Here is a 25,077-nt window from a genome sequence, read left to right on the forward strand (position 1 = left end):
AGCCGGTTCTTGGCGAACGGGGGTTGCTGGGGGGCGGGGGGTGGCAGGTGGATGTCGATGTCTATGGGGCCAGGGGCAGGGGGCGGCGGTGCGGGGTTGCTGGGGGGCGTCGGCAGGGCGCATCCGCCGAGAGTGAGCGCGAGGGTCGTGCTGAGGAAGAGCTTTTGCACGGTGGTCGGTATGTGCACGGCTTGACCCCTTCCTGAGGGATGGTCAGGTGGATTCGAGGGTGCGTATGAAGATGCTGAGGGAGGTGAAGAATTGGTCGGTGGTGCGCCAGGTGTTGGTGATGGCGTGGGCGAACTCGCTGGGGGCGGTTCCGATGATGTAGAGCACGATGATCAGCACCATCCAGAACACGATGCTCCGGGGGCGGGTCAGCATGGAGAACTCCCTGCGCTGCTGCGTGTGGTGCAGGTGGCGGTCGGATGGTGAGGCGGAGGTGGGAGGTGGGCGTGCGGTCCCCGTTCTCTCGGTGCCGGGAGCGTGGGACCAGGGCGCGGTGTGCGTCCGCCCGCGCGGTGGCGGGCGGACGCATCCGCGTCGTCACTCCGCGAAGAGTGCGGCGGCCTGGGCGCGCAGGTCGCGCCGGAGCTCCTTGGGCAGCGAGAAGGTGATCGACTCGTCGGCGGTCCTCACCGTCTCGACGTCCGCGTAACCCCGCTCGCCGAGCCACTCGAGCACACCGTCGACCAGGACGTCGGGCACCGAGGCACCCGAGGTGAGGCCGACCGTGGTGACGCCGTCCAGCCAGGCCTCGTCGATCTCGGAGGCGAAGTCGACCAGGTGGGCGGCCGGCGCACCGGCGTCCAGGGCGACCTCGACCATGCGGATCGAGTTGGATGAGTTCTTCGAGCCGACGACGATGACCAGTTCGGCGTCCTCGGCCAGCTTCTTCACCGCGATCTGGCGGTTCTGCGTGGCGTAGCAGATGTCGTCGCTCGGCGGGGAGAGGAGGTTCGGGAACTTGCTCTTGAGGGCATCGACCGTCTCCATCGTCTCGTCGACGGAGAGGGTGGTCTGGGAGAGCCAGACGACCTTCGACTCGTCGCGGACCTCGACGTTGGCCACGTCCTCGGGTCCGTCGACCAGGGTGATGTGGTCGGGGGCCTCGCCGCTCGTCCCGATGACCTCCTCGTGGCCCTCGTGGCCGATCAGGAGGATGTCGTAGTCCTCCTTGGCATAGCGCACAACCTCCTTGTGCACCTTGGTCACCAGGGGGCACGTCGCGTCGATCGTGGCGAGCTTGCGCTCGGCGGCCTCCGCGTGGACGGTGGGGGCGACGCCGTGCGCGGAGAACATCACGATGGAGCCCTCGGGGACCTCCGCGGTGACGTCGACGAAGATCGCGCCCTTCTTCTCCAGGGTTTGCACGACGTATTTGTTGTGCACGATCTCGTGGCGGACGTAGATCGGGGCCCCGTACTGCTCCAGGGCCTTCTCCACGGCGAGTACAGCGCGGTCGACTCCTGCGCACCAGCTGCGAGGTGATGCGAGCAGGACGCGGCCGGGCCGCCGCGCAGGCGTTGAAGAGGAAGGTGCCGGATTCATGTGGTCCTCGCAGTCGCGCTGAAGGCTATGGACCGCAATGCGGCCACCATGTGCACGGGTAGGTCGGCGGTGTCCAGGGTGGTCAGCGCCTCTTGACGGCGCTGGGCGATCATTGCTTCGACTGTTGTGCGGGCTCCGGTGTCGATGAGGATGGTGCGGACCTGTTCGGCGCCATCGTCGTCGAGAGTCCTGTCGCCGACGTGGCGGAGCAGCGTGCGGTGTTGCGCGGGGGTGGCGCTACGCAGCGCGAGGGCCATGAGGACGGTGGCTTTGCCTTCTCTCAGGTCGTCGAGGGCGGGTTTGCCGGTGTCGTGGGGATTGCCGAAGACGCCCAGGAGGTCGTCGCGGAGCTGGAAGGCTTCGCCCACGGGGATGCCGTAGGCGGTCAGGGCCGGCCTGCATGTGTGGCTGCCGGGTGCCGGGGCGAGGGACGCCCCGAGCAGTAGGGGCCCCTCGACGGTGTATTTCGCGGTCTTGTATCGGGTGATGGCCAGCGCTTGGTCCAGGCCGACGGTGGGTTGGCCGGTGTGGGAGAGGTCGAGGCACTGCCCGTAGATGGTGTCGGCGCGCAGGGTGTTGGCGACGGGCAGGGCCGCTTTGAGCTGGTCGGAGGTGAGGCCCGCGCCGTGGAGGAGTTCGTCGGCGAAGACGAGGGCGAGGTCGCCGATGAGGATGGCGGCTTCGGTACTGATCTTGCGGTGGACGGTGGGCCGGCCGCGGCGGGTGTCAGAGGCGTCGATGATGTCGTCGTGGATGAGCATGGCGGCGTGGAAGATCTCCAGCGACGCCGCAGCCCGGAGAACAGGGTGGGGGGGCACCGGTGCCCCCCGCGGCCTGCCAGCCGGCGACGCACAGCACGGGGCGGATGCGTTTGCCTCCCGCGTCGAGGAATCCACTCAACGCTTGGGCGGCCTGTTGCGGCAGGTTCCTGCGGTGGGCCTCGCGGGTCTGGAAGGCCAGGAAGCCGGTGAGGACGGTGTCGACCGCGCGTCGCACAGCGTCCTGGTCGAAGAAGGCTGCTGGGGCCTGGGTACTCATGAGGTCTCACCCTCTTCCGCGGCGGCCGCGTCGAGTCCCTCGCCCAGCCGGATGGCTTCCTCGACGAGTGCATCGACGATTTTCGATTCGGAGACGGTCTTGACGACCTTCCCCCTGACGAAGATCTGGCCCTTGCCGTTGCCGGAGGCGACGCCGAGGTCGGCTTCGCGGGCCTCGCCGGGGCCGTTGACGACGCAGCCCATGACCGCGACGCGCAGCGGGTAGGGGAAGCCGTCCAGGGCGGCAGTGACCCGTTCGGTGAGGGCGTAGACGTCGACTTGGGCACGGCCGCAGGAGGGACAGGAGACGATTTCCAGCCGGCGGGCGCGCAGTCCCAGCGACTGCAGGATCTGAATGCCCGTCTTGACCTCTTCGACGGGGGGAGCGGTGAGGGAGACGCGGATGGTGTCGCCGATCCCCTCGGCGAGGAGGATCGCGAAGGCGGTCGCAGATTTGATGGTGCCCTGGGGCGGAGGGCCGGCTTCGGTGACGCCCAGGTGCAAGGGGTAGTCGCAGGCGGCGGCGAGCCGCCGGTAGGCGGCGACCATGGTCATCGGGTCGTGGTGTTTGACGGAGATCTTCAGGTCGGTGAAGCCGTGCTCCTCGAACAGGGAGCATTCCCACAGCGCGGACTGGGCCAGCGCCTCAGGGGTGGCTTTGCCGTGCTTGGCCAGCAGCCGACGGTCCAGACTGCCGGCGTTGACGCCGATGCGGATCGGCACCCCGGCCGCCGTGGCGGCCTTCGCGATCTCTTTGACTTTGTCGTCGAAGGCTCTGATGTTGCCGGGATTGACCCGCACCGCGGCACAGCCGGCGTCCAGCGCGGCGAAGACGTAGCGAGGCTGGAAGTGGATGTCGGCGATGACCGGAATCTTCGACTTCCGGGCGATCGCGGGCAGGGCGTCGGCGTCGTCCTGGGAGGGCACCGCGACCCTCACGATTTCACAGCCGGCCGCGGTCAGTTCGGCGATCTGCTGCAGCGTCGCGTCCACATCCGCGGTGGGAGTGGTGGTCATGGATTGCACGGAAACCGGTGCTCCGCCGCCCACGGGCACGTTGGCGACGCGGATCTGCCGACTGCGCCTGCGTTCTGTCGCGGGGGGAGCGGCGGACAAGGTCGGCATGGGTAGATCGACAGCGGTCATCGGGGGCTCCCGTCGGGGGTCATGGTGTGGTCCAGGGGCTTTGCGGCGCCGGCACGCAGGGCTGTGGAAACGATCTGGACGGATGACAGGCCTGCGCGTGTGAGTAGTTGTTCGCGCCCGCCGTGCGCGAGGAAGGCGCGTGGCAGTCCCAGGACGTGTACGGGGGTGGTGATGGCGTGGTCGCGTAGGCACATGGCGAATGCGTCGCCGAGGCCGCCGGCGCGGGAGTTGTCTTCCACCGTGATCACCAGCCGGTGGCCGGCGGCCAAGTCGAGCAGCCCCGGTGTGACAGGGGCGGCCCACCGCGGGTCTGCGACGGTGACGCCGATTCCCTGCTGCGTCAGCTGCTGGGCCGCTTGCAGGCACATGGGTGCCATCGGTCCGTAGGAGAGCAGGAGTACATCGCGGATTCCCCCCTCCGACAGGACGTCGACACCGTCCATGTGACGTACGGCCTCGATGTCCTTGCCAGGTATCCCCTTGGGGAAGCGGATGGCGGTGGGCCCTTCGTCGTGCGCGGTGGCTTCGCGCAACAGGGCCCGCAGCTGGCAGCCGTCGCGGGGGGCAGCGATGCGCAGCCCCGGCACCATGCCCAGCAGGGAGGCGTCCCACATGCCGTGGTGCGAGGCTCCGTCGGGTCCTGTGACGCCGGCCCGGTCAAGAACGAAGGTCACGGGAAGCCGGTGCAGGGCCACATCCATGAGGACTTGGTCCGCCGCCCGGGTGAGGAAGGTGGAATAGAGGGCGACGACGGGGTGGAAGCCGCCCATGGCCAAGCCTGCCGCAGAGGTGACTGCGTGCTGCTCGGCGATTCCGACGTCGAAGACCCGATCGGGGTACTTCACCGCCATCGGATACAGGCCGGCGGGCCGGAGCATGGCTGCGGTGACGGCGACCAGTTCCTCACGTTCGTCGGCCAGCTCCAGCAGGGCTTGACCGAAGAAGCTGGTCCATGACGGGGCGGGCGGGCTCGTGGTGGCGACAGGCCGGCCGGTGACCGCGTCCACGGTTCCGACCGCGTGCAGGCAGTCCGCCTCATCGCCCTCGGCCGGCCCGAACCCCGAACCTTTGACGGTCACCGCGTGGACCAGCACCGGCTGCCGCAACGAGCGGGCCTGCTCCAAGGTGGCCTGCAGGGCGCCGATGTCGTGACCGTCGACGGGCCCCAGGTAGGTGAACCCGAGCTGAGTGAACACCGTCGTGACCGCCTGGCCCGTGGGGGCGCGGTCGCCGGGGCGCTTGAGGGTGCGCAGATGGTTGGCGAGAGCTCCGCCGGTCGGGGCGTAGGAGCGGCCGTTGTCGTTGAGGACCACCACCACTGGACGCTCGCAGGCACCGATGTTGTTCAGCGCTTCCCACGCCATGCCGCCGGTCATGGCACCGTCGCCGATCACGGCTACCACAGACCTGTCGGTACGCCCACGCAGCTCGTTGGCCTTGGCCAGGCCGTCGGCATACGAGAGTGAGGCGGAGGCATGGGAGTTCTCGTACCAGTCGTGCTCCGACTCACTGCGCGAGGGATAGCCGGACAGTCCTCCGGCCTGACGTAGCCGGTCGAAACCCGCGGCGCGGCCGGTCAGGATCTTGTGGACGTATGCCTGGTGGCCGGTGTCGAAAAGGATCGCGTCGCGAGGCGAGTCGAAGACGCGGTGCAGGGCGATGGTCAGCTCCACCACACCCAGATTCGGTCCCAGATGCCCGCCCGACGCACACACCGTCTCGATCAAGAACGTGCGGATATCTTTGGCCAGGACCTCGAGCTGCCCGGCCTGCAGGCGGCGCACGGCTTGCGGGCCATCGACAGCCGTCAGGTCACGATCTTTCATTGCGGTGAGTTGCCCGGTCATAGGTGCCTCGGAGAACTCAGTCATGTTGACCTCCAGGTCTCAGCAGGGACATCGCTGCGGTCCATGTATGCGTGCGTAGGCGAACTCGACGTGCCGAGGGGCAGGGCCACGGATGCGGTGCGGACAAGCGCGAAGGGGTAGCGGGCGAACGTGTGACGGCCTTCGAAGCACGTCCTTCCGCCGCAGCCGAACCCCACCCGATTCGACGACACGCGGTTCAGCCGCCCCGGCCATGCGGCGCGCTGGGGAACGCGCGCCAGTCGAGCAGACGGCCTCGCCCACACCGTGCTGCCTGGCAATTCGCCGACCGCGGCGGCAACTTGGCTGCCGCGGGGGTGACAGCGCGTGGTAGCTGTGGCTGCCTGCGCGGCCTCCCCGACCGCCGTACGCCTCGTCCTCTCACGGCCCGTATCGACTCGCCGGCACTCTGTCGCGTCCACGGGGACCGACCGCTCCTGCCGAACCCGCGACAGCGGCACGCGCACCGCGCTCATTCGCGCTGCGCGGCGCGGTCGCCGGAGTTCGAGGCGGAGGCCGGTCGCAGGACGACCGGTAGAGCGGCGAGGCCGTTGATCGCCGTGGAGATGACGGGCTTCAGTTCCGACTCGGGCACGGCCAGCCGCATGGCGGGGAACCGACCGAAGAGCTGGGAGAGGCCGATCGAACTCTCCAGGCGGGCGAGCGGCGCGCCGAGACAGTAGTGAGGGCCGGCACCGAAGGCGAGCTGGCGTTGGTACTGGCGGGAGTCGTGCACGTCGAAGGGCGCCGGAGCCGTCGCGTGTTGTTCGCGGTTTGCGGCGGCCAGACTGACGGCGATCGGCTCGCCGCGGCGCACGCTCACCCCGTGCAGGACGGTGTCCCGCAGTGCGTAGCGCATGAACACGGTGCGCACCGGGGCCTTCCAGTACAGGCCCGCCTCGACAGCGGCCGGCCAGCTCAGCTCACCGCCGAGGACCGCGGTGAGCTGGTCGGGGTGGCTGAGCAGGGCGAGGACGGTATTGGTGAGCGCGTTGACCGTTGTCTCGTGGCCGGCCGAAAGGATGAATTCCAGGGTGTCGATCAGTTCCTTCGGCGTCAGCTTTCCACCGCCGTCGTCGAGCGCCTCGATCAGCGCGCTGGTCAGGTCGCCGAGCGGGGCAGCGCGCCGGTCGGCGACCAGGCGTGCCAGGACTTCGCGCTCCCCCATGGTGGCCGCCTGCCGCTCGGCGCTGCTCACCTCGACGCTCAGTATCGTCCGGAAGTGCGCGCGCAGCTGGTGCTGCTGCTCGGGGTCGGTGAGACCGTAGAGCTCGCAGATGATGAGTAGCGGGAGCGGGTAGGCGAAGGTCTCCTTGAGGTCGATCACCTCCTCCGGCTCCACGGACTCCAGGCCGTCCAGCAGTTCCCGCGTGATTTCCTGGATCCGGGGCGCGAGCGCCTCGATGCGCCGGGGGGTAAAGGCGTGACTCACCAGGCCCCGGAGCCTGCGGTGAGCGGCCCCGTCCGCGTTCAGCAACGATTCCCCGACGATCAGGTGGAGCAGCGGCCATCCGGCGGGTATCTCCCCGCGGGTGTAGGCACCCCAGTGCCGCGGATCGCTGGAGAGGTCGGGGTGCGGATTCAGGACGCTCCGGGCCGCCTCGGCCGACACGGCTGCCCAGGCACGGACATCGTCCGGAAGAGATACCGGCACCACGGGGCCGTGCCGCTGCCACTCGGCTGCTTCCTCGTAGGTCCCCCGGCTCGGGTCGAGTGAGGACACGGGCTGGTCGAGCGAGAACTTCGAACGGTCGATGTACATCGGCAGCTCCAACTGGATGTGGCATACGTTTCCTTGGGTCCGTGTCCTTGCGTCCGTCTGCTGTGTTCGGCTCACCGCGACGGAAGCTGTACCGAGTCCGGGCCGAACGCCAAGGCCAGAACTGTTGTGAGGTGGGAGGCCTACGCCCTGAAATGCACACCGCTTGCGAGCTGTGGGGCCGGGGCGGACCGCCGATCACACGTCCCCCCGACAGCACCTACGAAAGTGCGGCAGAGCGGTATGAGTTCTCGTTCTCGTACCACTCGAGCACCGCGGCGCGAGGCGGTGCCGGACAGTCCGGCCGGCCTGACGTGAGTGGTCGAAATCCGCGGCACGGGCCGACCAGGCCCTTGTGGGCGTAGACCTGGTGGGTCGGTGTCGAAAGGACACGGCACGGGGCGATTCGAAGACGAGAGGCAGGGCGGTTCCGCCACGCCCACGCACGGTCCCGGGCGCCCGCCGGATGCACTTCCCTCTTCATGAGTAGCGTGCAGCCTGTCCTGCGCCGGAGCTTCGCTGTCTGGCCGTCATCGCGCGTACGGCTTCCCGGCCACTGATCGTACTGACATCCAAAACGGCGAGCGCTATGGCCTGCGCGGCCGGGGGTGCTTCGGGGAGCCACTCATGGCGTTTCCGGGTCTCTCTCGGAGCACTGCGAAGGCGGGAACGCGACCCCGCACCGAACGACGGATGGCGTACCGAAGACGGCGGAGGGGTGTGGGGGCAGGGCAAGATGGCAGTGCCATTTCGGGCGATCCTTCCGGCGCGGACAAACGTCTCGAGGATCGCGGGATCCGTCGTGGATGCACGGCCGTTGTGTGAGGGGAACACCTGTTCAGGTGCCCCTGTCTACAGGCCGCCAACACCGAAAGGGAGGGCGCACCAGGAGCACTGGGCGTAAATCAGCCCCTGGTCCGCGCCCCCGCACTCGCCACGCCGCACACCGGTGCACGGCTCAGTAGCGGCATCAGGAATCGGTGGCCCCACCTGCAGCAGCGCCACGCCGCGGCAGCGCAAGGTCGTCACGGCGCAAGCGAGAGTGTCCGCAGACAACGCAGGCCGGCCTGCCGCAACGGCATGACCGGAGGTCACATGCCTCTCTGCCTGCCTCGAACTGCCCCGGGCAGCCCGATCGCGGTCGGGCTGCCCGGGGTGACCGCAGTTGTCGCGGCCGCGGTCGCCTACTTCAACGTATGGCGTGCGCCCCGGTCGCGCTCCAAGGGCAGCGCGCACCCCCCTGTGTGCTGCGCGCTCTCCCCTCGTAAGGGTTGCGTCGACGTCCAGGAATGCCGAATGGTTGAGAAATGCGATCAACGTACTAACTGGCCGAACACCGGGTGCAGACGGCCGACAGCGGGTCATCGCACCGCCCACGATGCCGGGGGCCCGTCCTCCGTTCGGTCCCGGTCGTAGACGAGGGACGTCGGCCGGCGGCACATTCGATCGCAACATCCAACAGATCGGGAAATCCTCCATGTCCACAAGTTGGGAAAGCCTCGTCAATGAGGTCCTGGACCGGGCGAGCGATGTCGGCCGGAGTGCGCGTGACACGACGCGCAGAGCGCTCACCGGAAAGAAAAAGAAGAAGGAGAAGAACCGCAAGCTCGTCCAGCGCAACATACGCGCGATGGAGAAGCTCACCGTGCAACTCGACCGGTACATCGAGCACGACCGGGCCAAGCAGCAGGGCCGCGAAGCCGGCTGAGACCGCACGACACCCCCTCATTCTTCCGACACGTCAGCTTCAGACGGCGAGGGAGCGGGACCCCGGTGGTTGAACATCGCGCGCGACACACAGCTCATGTACTGGCCCAACTCGGTATGAAAGAAGTGTCCCGGGCCACCCGACGACGCCGCAGACAGGCCGACGGCATACCGGGGACAACCACCGAACAACAACGTGCCCGGGCGATCCGACAAGCCCTGGAACAGCTCGGCCCCCTCTATGTGAAGGTCGGCCAGATCCTGTCGACCAGACCGGACTTCGTGCCGGACTACATCCGCGAGGAGCTTGCTCTACTGACCGACCAAGCAACCGTGCGGCCGTTCGCCACCTTCGTACCCACGCTGGAGGCAGAGCTCGGGGCCGGCTGGCGAGAAGCATTCACTTCGTTCGAGACCGACCGGCCGCTGGGAGCAGCATCGCTCGCACAGGTGTACCGCGCCACTCGCCGGGACGGCACTCCATGCGTCGTGAAGATTCAACGACCGGGCTCCCACCAGACCGTGCTCGGCGACATGACTGTCCTGCGGCGCGTCACCGGCGTGATCAGACGGGTGGCACCACGGTTCAACGAGGTCATCGACACCGGGGCCATGCTCGACGTCATCTTCCGCGCCATGAGTGACGAGCTGGACTTCACCCGGGAAGCCGCCAACATGAAGAACGCGCGGAAGGCCGCGAGAGATTTCAAGACCATCAAAGTACCGAAAGCCCTCATCGCCACTCCGCGGGTCCTCGTCCAGACCCTGGCCGACGGGCAGGCCGCCCACCGGCTGAAAGAAGACGAACTGAGTCGAAAAAAGCGCAGGAAGATGGCCAAAGAGTTTGTCGCCTTCATGTTCAAGGCATTCTTCGTCGACCGAACCTTCCACGCCGATCCACACTCCGGGAACGTCCTGGTCAGTCCGGACGGAAAAGCCCACGTCATCGACTGGGGCATGGTCGGCCGCATCGACCGCAGCACCAGCGCTGCGATGCTCGGCACGATGATCGCCATGGCCTACAACGACGGACCGGCACTCGCGCAGTCCTGGATCCAGCTGGGCTCCACCACCCCCTGGAGCGACATCGGCGGCTTCACCGCCGACATCGCCCGCTTCGTGCCCCACGTCGCCGACGCCTCGCTGGCCGAACTGAACTTCGGCGTCGCCCTCACCGCCGTCCTCGCCTTCTCCACCAACCGCGGCATCCAGACCTCACCCAACGTCTCAATCCTGGGCAAAGCCGTGGCCAACATGGAAGGCACCGTCCGCCATATCCACGCGGACCTGAAGCTGTCTGACAGCATCCGCGACGTCCTGCAGGACATCCTGATCGAAATGGCCCGCGACAGCGTCTCGCCCGAACAACTGGCGCAGTACAGCCTCCACGCTCTACGTGCCCTGACCCAGGGACCCGGTCAGGGACTCCACACGCTGAACGACATGGCCAACCGCCAGCTCACCGTGCACAACCACACGCGCTTCAACGACACCCGAGCCAGCAAAACGACGGTGGCACTCACCCTGCTGGCCCTCGCAAACCGCCACCGACCGAACTGACACCCACGAACACCGTCCCGCAGGGGGACAACGCCGGTGCCCCGGAGCCCACCGACAGCATCCAGGCCAGCCACGCAGTAGCCCCAGCCGTCCCGACGCCCATTCAACCCGGACTACGACAGACCCCCTCACGGGGCTGCCCCCACTTTCCTCCCGCCGGGATGCCCACCACACCTCCACCCCCGGCTGCCCCGCCACCGAATCCCCCTGGAAACCATCGCCGAACGGCAGCGCCAGCAACCCCCGCATAAGGCATCTCGAAGCCTCGGATTCCCCGGGCATGGCACGCAGTGAAGCGGCGGACGGGATGGCAGCTGCTCCCGCTGACCGGCTAAGGGGTGTCCCGCAATTCCCGGTGGATCAGCGCGCGGCGTCAGATGCGGGGCAACGCGCGGCGGAGAGGCGTCCGCATACTGGATGTACAGGGGCGTTCCGACGACGCGCGAGGTGCCGCAGCCGTCGTCGCGCGCCCGCTGTGCATTGCGGGACAGCCCGCAGGCACCTCCAACTACGCCGTGGGACATAGCGCCCCTTTGGGCTACCCCCACCGACGGCCTGCCGTGCAGAACCCGGCGCGTCACATCCGGACGCCCACGCAGGGAGCGCAACCCGAAAGCCGCTCGAAATCCCGTCTCGGACACCGGCTCTGACGACCGTCGAAGGAGAACTCCATGGGTACCCCCCACGCTCCCAGCCTGGACAAGGCCCTGAGCGAGATGAACCGTTGGTCCACGACCTACTACCGGCCGATTACCCAGATGCCGGCCGGGCTCCAGGAGGCGAAGCTCTCCTTCTATTTGCTCTTCCGGGGCATCGACGAGATCGAAGACCACCCCGGGCTTCCCGCGTCCGTCAAGGACCGCCTGTTGACCGGAGTGGCATGCGCGCTCCAGACCCGCAACATAGGCGGTCGCCTGGATGCCGTATTCGCCGAGCATCGCGATGCCCTGCCAGAAGTGTCCCTGCGCCTGGCCGACTGGTGTGCGCTGGCGCCACCCTTCATCGCGCCACGAGTCGTGGACGCCGCGATCGCCATGTCCGACCGCATGGCCGTATGGTCCCGCGGCAACTGGCGCATCCGCGACGTCGACGACTTCGACCACTACGCCTTCTCCGTCGCCGGGGTTGTGGCCACCCTGCTGTGCGACATGTGGGCCTGGCACGACGGCACTCAGGTGGACCGCACCGCCATGATGAGCTACGCCCGCGGATGCCAAGCCGCCAACATCCTTGCAGATCTTGCCGTCGACCGGGCGCGAGGCATCGACTTCCTGCCTGATGGATGGTCGATCGCCGACCTGCGAACCTACACCCTGGCCGAACTGGAACTGGCCGACGTCATGCTTGCCGCACTTCCCGACCCCAGCCCTGCCCACACCTGGTGCAGTCGCGCGATGGAAGTGGCGTGGGCCCAAGTCCACAAGGCCGGTCCTGCCCGATCGCCGAAGGAGCACAGTCATGAGTGACCCCCGCACGGCCGAGACACTGACGATCCCTCCGCTGCCCGTGCTCTTCCAAGCCCGCCTTCACCTCCGCGCCGACTGGATCGATCAGCGCACCATCGACTGGATGCTGAGCCACCGGCTGATCGAGCCTGGACGGGAGGAAGCCTTCGCACGGCAGATGCACATGGGCCGGCTTGCGGCATGGAGCTGCCCTGACGCCGAGCCTGACCACGCCCTTCTGCTGGGCTGCGTGCTTGCCTGGATGGTCTTGCTGGATGACCGCCTTGTCGACCCGGTGGCTGACAAAGACGAGATGCGCGAATTGGCCGAGCGATGGCTCAGTTTCGACATCATCGTGCATGACCCCCAAGCGGCCACAGTCCACAACACCCCCATGGAGAGGGCTTTGCGCGAACTGTGCCGGCGCATCAGGCCCCTCGCCACCTTGGACCAGTGGTCCCGCATTCAGGAAGCGATCCTCCGCACCCTCATCGGTTATAGCGCCAAGGCAGGCCATAAGAGCGACAGCTACCGCCCGAGCCTCGCCCAGTTCCGCCTCATCCGCTACTACACCAGCGGACTGCTGATCTTTCCCCCGCTGCTCGAAATCTTCTGCGCAACCGAGCTGACACCCGACGTCGCGCTCGACGCAGACATACAGGCACTGAACACGACGTCCGCCGCAATAGTGACCACCATCCACGAGATCGCCACCTGCCCCCACGACGTACGCCGCGGCGTCCGCAATCTCCCCGTACTGCTCGCTGAGGAACACGGGTGTTCCGTTCAAGACGGCCTTCATCTGGCGGCCACCGAACTGGGTGACCTAACAGCCCGGTTCCGTGACCGGTGCAGGCAGGTAGAGGCCCGGAATCTGCCAGGCAGCGCTGCCTACATCAAAGCTTTGCAGCACCTCATCGCAGGACACCCGTGCTGGACGGAGGAGACCAAGAGGTACGCCCCTGGAGCGCCTGTCGAGTCGTGATCATTCTGCGGATCGCCTCGGTGACCGCCTGAACGGCGCGTACCGCTCAAGGCACGACGCCACAGACGGACCTGCCTCAGAGCGCGGCGCTGGGCGACCTGCTGCGGCAGCAGATCTTTCCGCAGGAGCAGGCCGCCTTGCTCTATCAGGGGTGGGAGCTGCAGAGCAGACCGACATCGTCACCATCGGCGTCGGCGGCATGCGCCTCAAGTGCCTGCAACTGGGCGCGATCCCCCGCCAGACCTGCCAGGAGTACTACACCAATCCGCCCGAGGGCGAGGAGAGCATCCAGGACAGGGTCGGCCGGGTCCAGGACGAGTACATCCAGATGCTGGCCACGATGCACGAGGCCGCGCCCAGCGCCCAGGTGATCACGGTCGGCTACCCGGCCGTCCTGCCCGAGGAAGGCAGCACCTGCAACCTCCCCGTCCTGACCGAACTGGGCTCGATCAAGCACACCGACGTCGACTGGCTGCGCGAGAACGCTCTTCAGCCGCTGAACAGCACGATCCAGCGGGCCACGTAGCTCTTCGGCGACCGCTACGTCGACGTGTACTCCTCCAGCGTCGGCCACGACGCCTGCCAGCCCGCCGACACCAAGCGGGTCGAGGACATCTGCGGCGACGCCGAGGTGGATATGGCCGGCGCCGTAGCGGTCAAGGGTGTCGGAGTGCGATGAGGTCGATCCCGTCCGGATTGGTCAGATCGATCGTGTCGGGTTCGGGCACGATCCGGGCCTCCTGCGCGTATCGGATGCAGGTGGATGTGATGTTCTCGGGCGATCCTTCGTTCCTCAGTCCCACCTGGACACCGGTCTTGTTGTTGTACACGTCCATCAGCTGAGCGTTGGGGGTCCAGTCCGGGTTCTTCCGCCCGTCGAGTTCGTGGGCGCGGGCCATCCTCTGCGCGAATCCCTGGTTGGCCCCCTCGGTCATGAGCCCGTTCCAGATGCAGTGCCGTGCGGCGTCGATCCGATTGTCGTCCGTCTCCGTCGCCTCGGGAAAGGCTTCCTTCGACAGGTTGTACGCAGGCCCACGCGCGTTGCGGACCCGGGCGCAGTCGTAGGGTTCGTCGTGGCATGTCAAGCGTTGCTCAGCCCCGAGGGACCACCACTCCTCCAGGGCGTCCCCCTTCGCCGCGATCATGGGAAACTCGATCGGATACGCAGTCGAGTTGCCCAGCTGGACCCGCAGCCTGTTGCCCTCAAAACTCGTCTGAACCGGTACCGATGCTCCACTCGCATCGAACCCCATGGGCAGTCCGACGCCCGCGACGACCGCTCCCGCCGAGTCGACGAGTTCGACCCGTTGCGGCGTCGCACGAAGGCTGTAACCAGCAGGTGCACCGAACAACAAGTCCAATGACGTGGGCGCCCCGGCGTCCAGCCGCACCAGCGAAGCCTCGAACGAACCGTCGTCGGCTACGCGCTGGAACCGGGCCTGGAAGCCGGGACCGTTCAGTACGACTCCCTCTGCCACGGCTTCGGGTCGGAGGTCGCCGGCCGACGGCACGCCCAGCGACAGCGCAACCCCTGAGGCGACGGGAATCGTCAGGCCGGAGCTGTAGATACGGTCGCGCTGGAACTGTTGCTCCTGGACTCCGCCCGGGTGGGTGACTGGATCGGCCGTCGGGTAGCCGTAGGAACTCACTTCGAATCCGGCGCGAGACCACTGGTCCAGGACAGCGCCAGTGACGGCGTACGCCCCTGTGCCGGGTGACCAGTAGACGACGCCGTGCTCGAAGCGGTTCATACGGCCCTGGCCGTCGGGCAACTTGGTCTCGTCGCTGATCGGGTAGCCGAGCCAGCCGCCTTCCGCACCGGACGTGGCCCACTTGTCACGGATTGCGCCCGTGACGTAGTAGGCCTCATTGAGTCGCCAGTAGATGGTGCCGCCCTGAAAATGCTGTCGCCGACCGACGTTGTCGGGGTTGACGATCTCGTCCGAGGTGGGATAGCCGAGCGACCCGGCTTCCCAGCCGTTGCGCTGCCAGGCGGCGAAGAAGTGGTTCACCACGGGGTGCGCGCCTCTTTCGGCCGACCAGTAGATGGGCCCGTTCTGGAAAACCGACCGTTTGCCGTGCCCATCGGGATTGGTCAGTTCGTTCGACGTAGGAAACAGGAGGAAGCTGTTCGGGCCACCGAGCGCGTTGTACTTGTCACGGATTGCACCGCACACCTCGTAGGGTGCGGGCCAGTACACCTGACAGTCGGCTGCGGCGAGGGACGCCTCCTGAGGCTGCGCCTGCGGGCCCTTGGCCCTGGCCAGCAGCGCGGCTTCCATCGTCTCGGCCCTGTCGGCCTGCTCCTTGGTGAACCCTGCGGGGATCACCGCGCAGTCGGACCGCATCAGTGTCGATACGACCGACGTCTGGGGGTTCTTCGTCGGCGCCCACTGCGCCGGTCTCACCTTCTGTTCAGGCGAGGCCGTCGAGCACGACTCAGCCGCGAAAGGTGCCGTAGCCGGCGAATGCGGAGCTTGCCCAACCGTCTCTACCGACGATCGCGGAACCGGAGTGACGGCGTTTACCGGCGGGCATGCGACCAAGGACATGACTGCCAGAAGTGCGGCAAGGCTGAGGCTGCGCAGAACACGTAACATGCGGTCCCTTCCGCGTGACATCGCGATGGGCGACCTGAACCCCGCGGAATCCGGCGACGGAAATGATATTTCGTTTCTAGCAGGCCGCACCCACGCGTCACAGCGACTAACAGGCCAAAGACATTGGCTTGCGTCTCGCCCTGCGGGCACGGCACCTTCTCCCCGTAAGTCCGACCACCGGGACCCTGCCCGCAGCGCCGGGAGAAAGATCCCGGAAACAGCACTGCACGTCGCAGGCATCTTCCTCCGATCTGCCCGGCGACCCGAACAGAGCGGCCCAGCCCGACACGACCGTTGACCGTGAATGCGTACTGCCACGAAGCCGACGCCGAGCTCGACGGCCACCGCACCGCCGAGCAGGAATCCCGCGACTCGATGGCCCGGACGGCCGTGACGCCGTCGTCCCGGAACGGCCCGGCCAGCAGACCGGTGGGCGACACACCGCCCTCGCAGCGATCCTGATCCGCACCTGAAGCTGTCCGAAGAGACAGGACCTAAGGGCTGTCCCGCACTTCCCGGTGGATCAGCGTGCGGCGTCAGATGCCGGGCATCGCAAGGCGGAGGAACGCCCGCATACCGGATGCATGTGGACGTTCCGACAACGCGACGAGGTGCCGTAACTGTCGTGGCGCGCCCGCCGTGAACTGCGGGACAGCCCTTAACCGTACGGGTTGAGGGCCCGGAAGCGGACGGTGTCGCTGCGACGGTCGAACCACATTTTGGTGGAGTGGCCGTTGCCGTCGCGGTCGAGCTCGGGCGACCGGATCCACTGGGGGTTCTCCGGCCCCTCCCCCTTGAGCGGCTTCTCGAACCACGAGGGGAAGTCATCAGCCGGCCCCTCGGGGACGAAGGCGTGGGCCGCCGTCAGTTCGGCAAGTTTCCCCCGTGTCAGCCGGGCGAAGCCCGAGATCACCAGCTCCGGCGACGGTATGCCCCGGTCGTTGTCCCGGCTGCTCACCCACTTGGCATCGGTGAGCGGGCCCAGCAGCGGGAATGCCCGCTGCAGCGGTGCCGTGTCGGTGTGCCAGTCCCCCTGGGCCCCGTTCGCCACCTGCCGCAGGGCCCACCAGGCGGGTAGGACCGCCAGCCCCGCCCCGATCCCGATCCCGATCAGCTTCCGTCGCTCCAACGAGATCCCCCTGATGCCTGACTTCGGAGGGCAGCATATCCGGCTCGAGCACCTCACCCGGAGCACCTATTGATCACAACCTCACACGCGCCCCAACCGCGGAAAGTTCCACGCGGCCCCGCTTCGGGCCCAGCACGACGCTTCCCGCAAAGTCCCTCACGGACCGATAACAGGACCGCGCACTCCCCGGACCCGGCATGACCGTTGCCCTCCGTCGAAAGCATGACCCGGGAGGAGATACCACCAGGCCCGAACAGCACACCGTCACAGACACCGACAAGACATCCGGCCACCACACGGCCCGGGCAACCTCGAACAGTCGGTCAACGACCGGAACCCCCGCACAACACCCCGACACGGACGCCCACCCACCACACCGACACCACACCGACGACGGCCCCGAACACACCCGCACCCGAACGGAAACCCCCACCCACCAACAGAGCACGCAGGAAGAAGCCCCCACCCCCACAACCCTGATGTGATGAGCCACCGTCTCCCGACCGCGGAGGTCCCCACATGACCACCAGCACAGCAACACCACCGCACACATTACGGAACGGGATCGACTCCCTCAACAGCCGCCACCACCAACTCGGCCTGCGCGTCTTCCTCCTCATCGTCGTCGCACACTGGGCCGAACACCTCGTCCAGGCCTACCAGATCTACGTCATGGGCTGGCCCATCCCCCAAGCACGCGGCGTACTCGGCATCCCCTTCCCCTGGCTCGTCACCTCCGAATGGATGCACTACGGCTACGCACTGATCATGATGATCGGCCTGGCCCTCCTACGCCCAGGCTTCACCGGCCTCTCAGGCACCTGGTGGAAAACCTCCCTCGCCATCCAGATATGGCACCACCTCGAACACCTCCTCCTCCTACTCCAAGCCCAGACCGGCACCCACCTACTCGGCAAACCCGCACCCACCAGCCTCATCCAACTCCTCATACCCCGCGTAGAACTCCACCTCTTCTACAACACCCTCGTCACCATCCCCATGATCATCGCCATGTACTACCACACCCGCACCAACCGACCCGACAACACCACCGCACCCTGCACCTGCATACCCAAACAACCCAACCCGTAGCACCGCGACGGGCTTCCGTGTGTAGAAGGTCTGTGCTCGGTCATCCTCGTGAACGCCGGCTCGTGACGCGGGCGGGTGCGAGACGTAGGGCGGGCCGGGGCGGATCAGTCGAATGGGATGGTCTCGGCGGCACCTGTCTGCGCGTACATGTCGTTGACGATCTTCTGGGCCAGCGTGCGGTGCCCGGGCGGGACCTCGATGCGCACCCAGAGCAGAAAGGCGTGCTGGGTGCGTTCGCTCTTGTCCTGCCAGGCCCAGAACCGTTTCATGGCCATGCGGTAGCGGTTGTCGCCGACGGAGCCGTTCCCGCACGGGCCCGTGCGCTCCTGTGCGCGTCGACGCGGGAGGCCATGAGTGCTGCCCTGTGGAAGAAGTACGTGTCACCCGACCTGGCCTACGACCCGCCCTGCGGCGGATGACACCGGCGCGCGAACCCCGGCATGCCGTGCCGCCCGGCAGAGTGGCACCACGGAAGGTCGCCGAGTCGTGCGAGCGGGGCACGGCCGAGTGTGCCCGGTGTCCACGTCCGACGCCATCAGGGTGCGGAGGCCGGTCCGCGACCTGCTGCACGCCGCTGACGCGCATGCGGCGGACTCACGCAGCTCCTGCCGGCCGCCGCCCCGGACGGGCTCGCCCTCACGCGCCGTCCGCACAGCTGGCCACGGGTGATCACTGCGGGTCACGACACATGTGAGCACTGGTCGTGCGCCATGCACTAGTAGCTGTCGTAGGCGGGCTTCCCGTTGGGCCGGTAGACGCCGAGGACGGTGCCACCCTTCGTCGTCGAAACGCTGACCGGCTCCAGCGCAGTGGGGATCGCGCCCCCGGCGAACAGGCGCTTGCCGGTCCCGATGATCACCGGGTGGATGGTCAGCCGGTACTCGTCGACGAGGCCGTGCCGCATGAGGGTCTGGGCGAAGTCTCCGCTGCCGACGACGTTGACGGCAGCGCCGTCGGACTCCTTGAGCGTGCGTACGGCGTCGACGACGTCCCCTTCCAGCAGTGTGGAGTTCTGCCACCGGAGGGTCTTCGGAGTCCTGGACGCCACGTACTTGTGCATGCTGTTCATCCGATGGGTGAACGGGTTGCCGGGATCGGCAGTCGGCCAGTACGAAGCGAAGATGTCGTACGTCTTACGGCCGAGCAGCATCGCGTCGGAGCCCTCGTACCAGCCGGCGACGGCCGTGCCGACCTCGTCGTCGGTCACCGGCTTCTGCCAGCCGCCGTACGCGAAGCCGCTTTCGGTGTCCTCGTCCGGACCCCCCGGCGCCTGCATGACACCGTCCAGCGTCAGGAACGTGCAAACGATGATCTCGCGCATGGTGCGCTCCCTTCGTCGGAAGAGTAGACCGCCCCGGCACCGTGAACTCATCGTGCCGGACTCCTGCGCTCCGGCTCGCCGAACTGCACGTACCCACGCCGGCGGACCGCAGCGGTACGGGGACTTTGGGACCGGTGCCGCAGCCGGCGGCGGGCGGCCCGGCCGCCGCACACACTCGTGGGATCACCGGTGCTCTCGCCGCGGCCGAGTGGGAGCCCTGGGCGGACATCGCCCCGTCTGCGGCCCGATCTTCCCGGACCGGTCCACTCGGCGGACCGGGGTGGCCGGCCGGGGCCGGTGCCTCGACCTCGTCACCTGGGGGAACGGATGTCCGGACGGTAACCGGACAGCGTCCGGCGAGGTTCCCGCCAACGTGCACCGACCGGCTGCGCCCCGGGTGCGCAGTCGATTGCACTGGACTCCGGACTCTTCGGAGAGGCCGGGAAAGTGCACAGGACACAAGCACGGGCGGGAGCGGATTTCACATGATGACGATCAACGTGGGGGTGCTGCTCGCGGTCATCGTGGTGATGCGGCTACGCCGCAGAACCCAGGCCAGAAGCCGCGTCGAGGAACGCAACACCGCGCTCTTCGTCCTGGCTCTGGGCATCGTGATCGCGCCGACCCCGGTGGGCCAGGGCATCTTCGACGTGATCAAGCAGCTGGTGAACGGCGTCTCGCAGGCCGGCACGTGAGCCCGCGCCCCCGTCCGGGCACTCGCAGCCCCTCGGTCAGCCGTGTCACGCGTGCCACCCGCCGGCGCGGTACGTCTCCCGCCTCCCGACGCCGGCCCGCACCGAGACGTCGTACGGCTCCCCACCGCCGGAGGCGGGCCTCCGGCCGGGAGCAAGCCGGTCTGCTGCTCCTGGTGCTCGCCGTGGTGTGGAGCCTGTTCGTCGGCGCGCTGCGGTGGCTGGTCGCACACCCCTGGGTGCCGGTCGCGCTGTTGTTGGCCGCAGCAGCGGCCGGTGTGGTGTGGGCGCACCGGCGCCGGGAGACCGCCCGCCGTGATCGGGTCCGGGAGCGGGGTCTGCGGTACGCGCTGCCGCAGATCGACGCCTTGCACCACCGGCAGTTCGAGGAAGCCGTGAGGGATCTGATGCGCCGTGACGGTTGCCCCGGCGCGGTCCGGGTCGGTGGGGCAGGTGACAACGGCGCCGACGTGAAGGCCACCGATCCCTTCGGCCGTCTGTGGGTGATCCAGTGCAAGCACCGCAGGGCCGGACTGGCCGGCTCTGCGGTCGGGACCCCGGATCTGCACGTCCTCAACGGCACCGGGAGGCCCGTCCACAAGGGGGATGTCGTCGTGCTGGTCACCAACGGCCGCTTCACGTCCAATGCCGTCGCCTTCGCCCGCTCCCAGGAGCTCCACCTGGTCGACCGCCAACTGCTCGCCCAGTGGGCCGCCGGGTCCACTCCGCTGTGGAGACTCCTGGGGGTGGTCCCCTCCCCTCGACGTCCCGCTTCCGGGTCCTGATCCCCCCGGGGGCGTGGGTGCACCAGCGACACCCCCTGCACGGGTGCCAGGCCGCCTGACTCTTCTTCGGCGGCGCAGCAGATCGACGATGTGCCGGGCACCTTCGACGGGGCGGCCGCCGCAGCGGGGGCTCCTGTGCCGTACGTCTGGAATCCCGACCATCCGATGCGGGTGGGGGTGGGGCCGAGGACCGGCGGGGCCGTCCGCTGGTTCGAGATCGCGCCGGTCTTCCACTCGCACGCGCTCAACGCCTACGACCGGGGCGACACCGTCGTCATGGAACTCACCACCATGCCCGCGCCGTTCCATGCCACAGGCCGGGGGAACGGAGGGCCTGGTGCGACCGGCGCGCCCGCGCTCGACCGCTGGACCATCGACCTGCGTGCGGGCCGCGTCCGCGTCGACCGGATCGACGACCTGCCGCAGGAGTTCCCCCGCGTCAACGAGTCCCTGGTGTCACGGCGGCACCGTTTCGCGTACGCGGCGAGCGCGGCGGAGATGTGGCGTGCCTAGGAGACGGTCGACGGCGTACCGCCGGACGACCGGTTCACCACCTGTCTGGTGAAGCACGACATGCTGCGCGGCAGTCGGCAGGTGCACCGCTTCCCGGACGGCGCGGCGGCCGGCGAGCCCGTGCTCGTCCCGCGGCGCGGGGCGCGGGACGAGGACGACGGCTACCTACTGTCCTACGTGCACGATCCCGACCGCGGCGCGAGCGACCTGGTGATCCTCTCCGCGCAGGACTTCACCGGCCACCCACTGGCCCGCGTGCACCTGCCGGGGCGGGTGCCGCTCGGTTTCCACGGGAGCTGGGTGCCGGACGCCTGAGGGAGCTTTCCCCCGAGCCCGGTCCATCCCGATCCCGGTCGCGACCCCGGGCGTCGGCCTGATTGACCAGGACCGAGCGGGCCGGCGCACCGCCGATGCAGTGCAGGTGAGGCTTCGGACGCACTCCCCCGGCCGCCGTGCTTCCCCCGAAGGAAGGTCCGGCTCCGCGTGAGCATCCCCCGGTCGGTGCTCGCGGTCACGGCGGGCAGGGGTATCGACGCTCATCGCGCCCGTCGAACCGCCGCCCCGGACGCCGGAGCATCACGGTCCGGCTTGTGCGCGGCGGCCTGTGCCCACCACGCAGGTCGGCCCACCCCACTCACCCTGTGCCGTTCGATGAGGAATACCTCATCATCGAACACGCAAGAATCTATGGTGGCGGGAGTAGACATTGAGTAGTGGCGTGGCTATGGTTTCTCTCGTAACGGAGATCGAGCAAAACCCGGCAGAGATGAACTGCCGTTCAGCAGTGCGCAGTTGCAGTGTGCAGGACGGTGCGGCGGTGGAGTTCCGAACCCATGGTGGTTGCAGGACGGCGACGGAGCTGACGGCCGGACCGGGGGCCCCGAAGTCATCAGGGGGCGCCATGAGCAGTACGGCAGTACCGACAACGCGGTTCTCAGTGGTACCCCGGTAAAGGCGTTCGACCGCGTGCGCGCGTACCGGGAAGTCCGGCAGTGGGATTCCGAGCCAGAGCAGACTCAGGACGGGCAAGGGAGCCGGTTGCCGGAAGTGGCGCAGTACGAGACGTACGAAGTCACCAGCAGTGCGCAGTTCCCCTTCGGTAAGTGATCAGTACAGAGGGAAGAACGGAGGAAGTGGGCGCCATCAGGGATCGCCCGGACCGAAGTCCGAGTCCGGGTACCGCAGGACATCGACAGCGAGGTGGTCTCCGGTCACGCAACCGCGATCCCCGCACCCCCGACAGCCAGCCGGTCGGGGCTGCGGAAAGAGAAGGCCGGCCCGGGAACAAGGCCGGTGGATGGTGTAGCAGTTCCTTCGGGGCCCTGGTGCCGACACGGCACCAGGGCCCCTCCGTGCGTTCCGCGGGCGCTCGTCGACGGTTCACCGCCCCGGCACGCCGTACACCGGCGCAGTGGCGCGTCACCTCCGCCAGGACCGCGACACACGCGACCTAAGACATCCTTCGACGACCCCGTAGCGGAACCGCACTTCGGGCGACCGGGGAAGGCGGGCGGCTCCGGATTCGGAGGGGAGACGGGGCGGCGTAGCCGTGCAGCGGCGGGGACGGAGACCTACAAGGCCACCTGTTCCGGTGCGCGGCGACGGGACCGAGCCGGTTCGGCACACCGGTCGGGCCGGCTGATCTCGGTCCACACCGCATCGAGCGAGAGACCGAGGACATCGGCGATCGCCGCGATGGTCGGGAAGGCGGGGGTGGCCACGCGTCCCGACTCGATCTTCCGGAGGGTCTCCGGTGATACGCGTGCGTCGAGTGCGACATCGAGCATCGAGCGATCTCCCCTGGCGCGCCGTAGAAGGGCACCGAGACGCTGTCCGCGCTCGACCTCTGCTGGAGTGAGCGGCAACCTGACCATGAACCCGATTCTAGTACCGGTATAGTATGGCCGGTATAGTTATTGGCAGCATGAGAAGGGCGCCGCATGATCGAGATCCTCAACCCCACCTTGGTCGCCCGAGCGAAAGACACAGGCGCCTTGGTCGCCGACATCCTGCAGACACTCAAGACCCGCAGCGCGCCCGGCACCAACCTGCTGGACATCGACCGGTGGGCCAAGACCATGATCGTCGAGGCGGGAGCGGTGTCCTGCTACGTCGACTACGAGCCGTCCTTCGGCCGCGGCCCGTTCGGTCACTACATCTGCACAGCCGTCAACGACGCCGTGCTCCACGGGCGGCCGCACGACTACACGCTCGCCGACGGCGATCTCCTGACACTCGACCTCGCCGTCTCCAAAGGCGGAGTCGCCGCGGACGCCGCCATCAGCTTCGTCGTGGGCGACACCAAGCCCCCGGAGAGCCTCGCGATGATCGCGGCGACGGAACGCGCGCTGGCCGCAGGAATCGCGGCTGCCGGACCCGGGGCCCGCATCGGCGACATCTCCCACGCCATCGGCACGGTCCTCAGTGAGGCGGGATACCCGATCAACACCGAGTTCGGAGGTCATGGCATCGGTTCGACGATGCACCAGGACCCGCACGTGTCGAACACCGGGCGGCCCGGCCGCGGATACAAACTGCGCCCCGGGCTGCTCCTCGCCCTGGAACCGTGGGTCATGGCGGACACGGCCGAACTGGTCACCGACGCCGATGGATGGACGCTCCGGAGCGCGACAGGCTGCCTGACGGCGCACACCGAGCACACCATTGCCATCACCGACGACGGAGCCGAGATCCTCACCCTGCCGAAGCAGGCACGACCGTAGGGCCGGAGCCGTCACGCTCCTCCCCGCCGAAAGACCGCACGGGGACGAGCGCGACGGCTTCGGGCAGAGCTTCGCGCCTCCGTCTCCCCCGGACAGCCGAGCGGACTCGACGGCGATCGTCCGCACCGCCGAGGAGCGGCAGGAACGGCCGTCGCCCTCCCGCCGGGCCCTCCTGGCTGTCCGGCGAGGGCCGGCACGTCGACCGTCCGTGCGGCGGAGGTCTGCGGACTCGATGACGCCGCCGACATCGACCGCCGTCGCTCAGGGCCGGCCGTGCGCCGTATGCCTGACGAAGGCCGCGGTCGAGAGGGGGAGCGGAACCCTCGCCGGCCGACGCGGCCCGCGAGACATCACCGTGAACGCCGCTGCCCGGCGCCACCAGGACGCCCGTCCCGCTCGCCGGTTCCGGCGCGTCGCGCTGCGGCGAGCTGACGCCGGAGCGGTTCCTCGTCCGGACCGTCGAGGCCGCGACGAGGGGGAACACTCGTCCCCTCAGTCGAGGCAGAACTCGTTACCCTCGACGTCCTGCATCCCGAGGCACGACTCGTTCTCCTCATCGGCTAGCAGAAGCTGCCCGCGCACCGCCCCGAGCGGGATCAGCCGTGCGCACTCGGCCTCGAGCGCGGCGAGGCGCTCCTCCCCCACCAGCCCGGTGCCGACCCGCACATCGAGATGCACCCGGTTCTTGACGGACTTCCCTTCCGGAACGCGCTGGAAGTAGAGCCGCGGGCCCACACCTGACGGATCGACGCAGGCAGCCCACGTGTCCCGCTCCTCGGGCGGCAGCGATCGCTCGTGTTCGCCCCAGGTGGCGAACCCCTCCGGAGGCGGCGGTTCGACATACCCCAGCACCTCGCACCAGAAACGAGCGACGCGTCGAGGGCTTTCGCAGTCGAAGGTGATTTGGACCTGCTTGATCGACGGCATCGGACCACCTTAAGGGCCGTCCCGCAGTGGCGCCCGCGGTTCGCCGGCATCCGGCTTCGTTCCTGCGGGCTTTCGTGATCTCGCGGGGCCTGCACAGGCGACTGCGGTCGAGGCCCGGTCGCGTCCGGTGGTCCGTTTCTCATCGGCCCCGGTGAGACGGTGCCCCGTTCGACGGGTCAGGACAGGGGGCACGGGGAGGACATTCCGGGCGGGGCCGCCCGTACCTGCCCCACTCGGCAC

At 68.1% G+C, this 25,077-nt stretch carries 22 protein-coding genes and 2 pseudogenes; 11 read left to right on the top strand and 13 right to left on the bottom strand.

What is annotated here, in order from left to right; all coding sequences use genetic code 11:
- The 7 genes and pseudogenes from BA175_RS31465 to BA175_RS24885 form a co-directional block, all read right to left on the bottom strand.
- A pseudogene (locus tag BA175_RS31465) lies at positions 1 to 188 on the bottom strand (hypothetical protein); the annotation flags it as partial.
- Positions 189 to 213: 25 nt separating this feature from the next.
- Positions 214 to 384 carry a hypothetical protein gene (locus tag BA175_RS31300; protein WP_175420918.1) on the bottom strand — a complete coding sequence of 57 codons (171 nt, stop codon included), beginning with the start codon at positions 382 to 384 and terminating at the stop codon, positions 214 to 216.
- A 162-nt stretch (positions 385 to 546) separates the two neighbouring features.
- A complete protein-coding gene (locus tag BA175_RS24865; protein WP_079159795.1) occupies positions 547 to 1,551 on the bottom strand; it encodes a 4-hydroxy-3-methylbut-2-enyl diphosphate reductase in 1,005 nt (334 codons plus the stop codon).
- On the bottom strand, positions 1,548 to 2,369 hold the full coding sequence (locus tag BA175_RS24870) for a polyprenyl synthetase family protein (protein WP_254667978.1): 822 nt from the start codon (positions 2,367 to 2,369) through the stop codon (positions 1,548 to 1,550). The genes BA175_RS24865 and BA175_RS24870 overlap by 4 nt, the downstream gene beginning before the upstream one ends.
- Positions 2,370 to 2,585: 216 nt before the next feature.
- Positions 2,586 to 3,734, bottom strand: a complete 1,149-nt coding sequence (gene ispG, locus BA175_RS24875) for a flavodoxin-dependent (E)-4-hydroxy-3-methylbut-2-enyl-diphosphate synthase (RefSeq protein WP_069173761.1) — start codon at positions 3,732 to 3,734, stop codon at positions 2,586 to 2,588.
- Positions 3,731 to 5,560 (bottom strand): 1-deoxy-D-xylulose-5-phosphate synthase, encoded by a 1,830-nt coding sequence (locus BA175_RS24880; RefSeq protein WP_079159836.1) that lies wholly within the window; start codon positions 5,558 to 5,560, stop codon positions 3,731 to 3,733. The genes ispG and BA175_RS24880 overlap by 4 nt, the downstream gene beginning before the upstream one ends.
- A 511-nt stretch (positions 5,561 to 6,071) precedes the next feature.
- The gene (locus BA175_RS24885) at positions 6,072 to 7,361 is read right to left on the bottom strand and encodes a cytochrome P450 family protein (protein WP_079159796.1); all 1,290 of its coding nucleotides are present in this window, start codon (positions 7,359 to 7,361) and stop codon (positions 6,072 to 6,074) included.
- 1,474 nt (positions 7,362 to 8,835) lie between these two features.
- Between BA175_RS24885 and BA175_RS24890 the strand changes: the two genes are divergently transcribed.
- The 6 genes from BA175_RS24890 (at position 8,836) to BA175_RS32150 (ending at position 13,734) form a co-directional block, all read left to right on the top strand.
- The gene (locus tag BA175_RS24890) at positions 8,836 to 9,066 is read left to right on the top strand and encodes a hypothetical protein (RefSeq protein WP_069173763.1); all 231 of its coding nucleotides are present in this window, start codon (positions 8,836 to 8,838) and stop codon (positions 9,064 to 9,066) included.
- A gap of 65 nt (positions 9,067 to 9,131) precedes the next feature.
- Positions 9,132 to 10,625, top strand: coding sequence for an ABC1 kinase family protein (locus tag BA175_RS24895; protein ID WP_079159797.1), 1,494 nt, complete (start codon positions 9,132 to 9,134; stop codon positions 10,623 to 10,625).
- A gap of 671 nt (positions 10,626 to 11,296) precedes the next feature.
- Positions 11,297 to 12,091 (top strand): squalene/phytoene synthase family protein, encoded by a 795-nt coding sequence (locus tag BA175_RS24900; RefSeq protein WP_079159798.1) that lies wholly within the window; start codon positions 11,297 to 11,299, stop codon positions 12,089 to 12,091.
- Positions 12,084 to 13,055, top strand: coding sequence for a terpene synthase family protein (locus tag BA175_RS24905; RefSeq protein WP_069173765.1), 972 nt, complete (start codon positions 12,084 to 12,086; stop codon positions 13,053 to 13,055). Before BA175_RS24900 ends, BA175_RS24905 begins: the two co-directional genes overlap by 8 nt.
- A gap of 151 nt (positions 13,056 to 13,206) precedes the next feature.
- Positions 13,207 to 13,581: a hypothetical protein gene (locus tag BA175_RS24910; RefSeq protein WP_069173766.1), complete on the top strand. Its 375-nt coding sequence runs from the start codon at positions 13,207 to 13,209 to the stop codon at positions 13,579 to 13,581.
- A gap of 24 nt (positions 13,582 to 13,605) precedes the next feature.
- Positions 13,606 to 13,734, top strand: coding sequence for a hypothetical protein (locus BA175_RS32150; protein ID WP_302622500.1), 129 nt, complete (start codon positions 13,606 to 13,608; stop codon positions 13,732 to 13,734).
- On the opposite strand, the gene BA175_RS31470 is transcribed toward BA175_RS32150, so the two are convergent.
- Both BA175_RS31470 and BA175_RS24920 read right to left on the bottom strand, forming a co-directional pair.
- Entirely contained in the window at positions 13,712 to 15,655 is a 1,944-nt protein-coding gene (locus tag BA175_RS31470; protein ID WP_217493241.1) for an LGFP repeat-containing protein, read from the bottom strand. The genes BA175_RS32150 and BA175_RS31470 overlap by 23 nt on opposite strands.
- Before the next feature lie 658 nt (positions 15,656 to 16,313).
- Positions 16,314 to 16,784 (bottom strand): hypothetical protein, encoded by a 471-nt coding sequence (locus tag BA175_RS24920; protein ID WP_254667979.1) that lies wholly within the window; start codon positions 16,782 to 16,784, stop codon positions 16,314 to 16,316.
- A 519-nt stretch (positions 16,785 to 17,303) separates the two neighbouring features.
- Here BA175_RS24920 and BA175_RS24925 point away from each other — a divergent pair.
- On the top strand, positions 17,304 to 17,876 hold the full coding sequence (locus tag BA175_RS24925) for a hypothetical protein (protein WP_069173767.1): 573 nt from the start codon (positions 17,304 to 17,306) through the stop codon (positions 17,874 to 17,876).
- Positions 17,877 to 17,980: 104 nt separating this feature from the next.
- Here the strand turns inward: BA175_RS24925 and BA175_RS31305 are convergent, their stop codons facing one another.
- Complete coding sequence (locus BA175_RS31305; protein ID WP_175420919.1) at positions 17,981 to 18,145, bottom strand: hypothetical protein; 165 nt, start codon at positions 18,143 to 18,145, stop codon at positions 17,981 to 17,983.
- A gap of 446 nt (positions 18,146 to 18,591) precedes the next feature.
- Positions 18,592 to 19,197, bottom strand: a complete 606-nt coding sequence (locus BA175_RS24930) for a dihydrofolate reductase family protein (RefSeq protein ID WP_069173768.1) — start codon at positions 19,195 to 19,197, stop codon at positions 18,592 to 18,594.
- Positions 19,198 to 19,682: 485 nt separating this feature from the next.
- Here BA175_RS24930 and BA175_RS24935 point away from each other — a divergent pair, with 485 nt between their 5' ends.
- The 3 genes and pseudogenes from BA175_RS24935 (at position 19,683) to BA175_RS24945 (ending at position 21,502) form a co-directional block, all read left to right on the top strand.
- Positions 19,683 to 19,892: a hypothetical protein gene (locus BA175_RS24935; protein ID WP_069173769.1), complete on the top strand. Its 210-nt coding sequence runs from the start codon at positions 19,683 to 19,685 to the stop codon at positions 19,890 to 19,892.
- A gap of 164 nt (positions 19,893 to 20,056) precedes the next feature.
- On the top strand, positions 20,057 to 20,674 hold the full coding sequence (locus BA175_RS24940) for a restriction endonuclease (RefSeq protein ID WP_107407656.1): 618 nt from the start codon (positions 20,057 to 20,059) through the stop codon (positions 20,672 to 20,674).
- Between the two features lie 135 nt (positions 20,675 to 20,809).
- Positions 20,810 to 21,502, top strand: a pseudogene (locus tag BA175_RS24945) (carotenoid oxygenase family protein).
- A 1,256-nt stretch (positions 21,503 to 22,758) separates the two neighbouring features.
- On the opposite strand, the gene BA175_RS24955 reads toward BA175_RS24945, so the two are convergent.
- Complete coding sequence (locus BA175_RS24955) at positions 22,759 to 23,061, bottom strand: helix-turn-helix transcriptional regulator (protein ID WP_069173771.1); 303 nt, start codon at positions 23,059 to 23,061, stop codon at positions 22,759 to 22,761.
- Between the two features lie 66 nt (positions 23,062 to 23,127).
- On the opposite strand from BA175_RS24955, the gene map reads away from it, so the two are divergent.
- A complete protein-coding gene (gene map, locus BA175_RS24960; RefSeq protein ID WP_069173772.1) occupies positions 23,128 to 23,910 on the top strand; it encodes a type I methionyl aminopeptidase in 783 nt (260 codons plus the stop codon).
- Between the two features lie 492 nt (positions 23,911 to 24,402).
- Here map and BA175_RS24965 read toward each other — a convergent pair whose 3' ends face one another.
- On the bottom strand, positions 24,403 to 24,837 hold the full coding sequence (locus tag BA175_RS24965; RefSeq protein ID WP_069173773.1) for a VOC family protein: 435 nt from the start codon (positions 24,835 to 24,837) through the stop codon (positions 24,403 to 24,405).
- Positions 24,838 to 25,077: the final 240 nt, after the last annotated feature.

Source organism: Streptomyces griseus (genome assembly GCF_001715295.1).
Classification (GTDB): domain Bacteria; phylum Actinomycetota; class Actinomycetes; order Streptomycetales; family Streptomycetaceae; genus Streptomyces; species Streptomyces griseus_G.

Bases quoted from the DNA above. Each gene is read 5' to 3' on its own strand.
- BA175_RS31300 (WP_175420918.1), bottom strand. From the start codon at position 384: ATGCTGACCCGCCCCCGGAGCATCGTGTTCTGGATGGTGCTGATCATC.
- BA175_RS24865 (WP_079159795.1), bottom strand. From the start codon at position 1,551: ATGAATCCGGCACCTTCCTCTTCAACGCCTGCGCGGCGGCCCGGCCGC.
- ispG (WP_069173761.1), bottom strand. From the start codon at position 3,734: ATGACCGCTGTCGATCTACCCATGCCGACCTTGTCCGCCGCTCCCCCC.
- BA175_RS24880 (WP_079159836.1), bottom strand. From the start codon at position 5,560: ATGAAAGATCGTGACCTGACGGCTGTCGATGGCCCGCAAGCCGTGCGC.
- BA175_RS24885 (WP_079159796.1), bottom strand. From the start codon at position 7,361: ATGTACATCGACCGTTCGAAGTTCTCGCTCGACCAGCCCGTGTCCTCA.
- BA175_RS24890 (WP_069173763.1), top strand. From the start codon at position 8,836: ATGTCCACAAGTTGGGAAAGCCTCGTCAATGAGGTCCTGGACCGGGCG.
- BA175_RS24900 (WP_079159798.1), top strand. From the start codon at position 11,297: ATGGGTACCCCCCACGCTCCCAGCCTGGACAAGGCCCTGAGCGAGATG.
- BA175_RS24905 (WP_069173765.1), top strand. From the start codon at position 12,084: ATGAGTGACCCCCGCACGGCCGAGACACTGACGATCCCTCCGCTGCCC.
- BA175_RS31470 (WP_217493241.1), bottom strand. From the start codon at position 15,655: ATGTTACGTGTTCTGCGCAGCCTCAGCCTTGCCGCACTTCTGGCAGTC.
- BA175_RS24925 (WP_069173767.1), top strand. From the start codon at position 17,304: ATGACCACCAGCACAGCAACACCACCGCACACATTACGGAACGGGATC.
- BA175_RS31305 (WP_175420919.1), bottom strand. From the start codon at position 18,145: ATGAAACGGTTCTGGGCCTGGCAGGACAAGAGCGAACGCACCCAGCAC.
- BA175_RS24930 (WP_069173768.1), bottom strand. From the start codon at position 19,197: ATGCGCGAGATCATCGTTTGCACGTTCCTGACGCTGGACGGTGTCATG.
- BA175_RS24935 (WP_069173769.1), top strand. From the start codon at position 19,683: ATGATGACGATCAACGTGGGGGTGCTGCTCGCGGTCATCGTGGTGATG.
- BA175_RS24955 (WP_069173771.1), bottom strand. From the start codon at position 23,061: ATGGTCAGGTTGCCGCTCACTCCAGCAGAGGTCGAGCGCGGACAGCGT.
- map (WP_069173772.1), top strand. From the start codon at position 23,128: ATGATCGAGATCCTCAACCCCACCTTGGTCGCCCGAGCGAAAGACACA.
- BA175_RS24965 (WP_069173773.1), bottom strand. From the start codon at position 24,837: ATGCCGTCGATCAAGCAGGTCCAAATCACCTTCGACTGCGAAAGCCCT.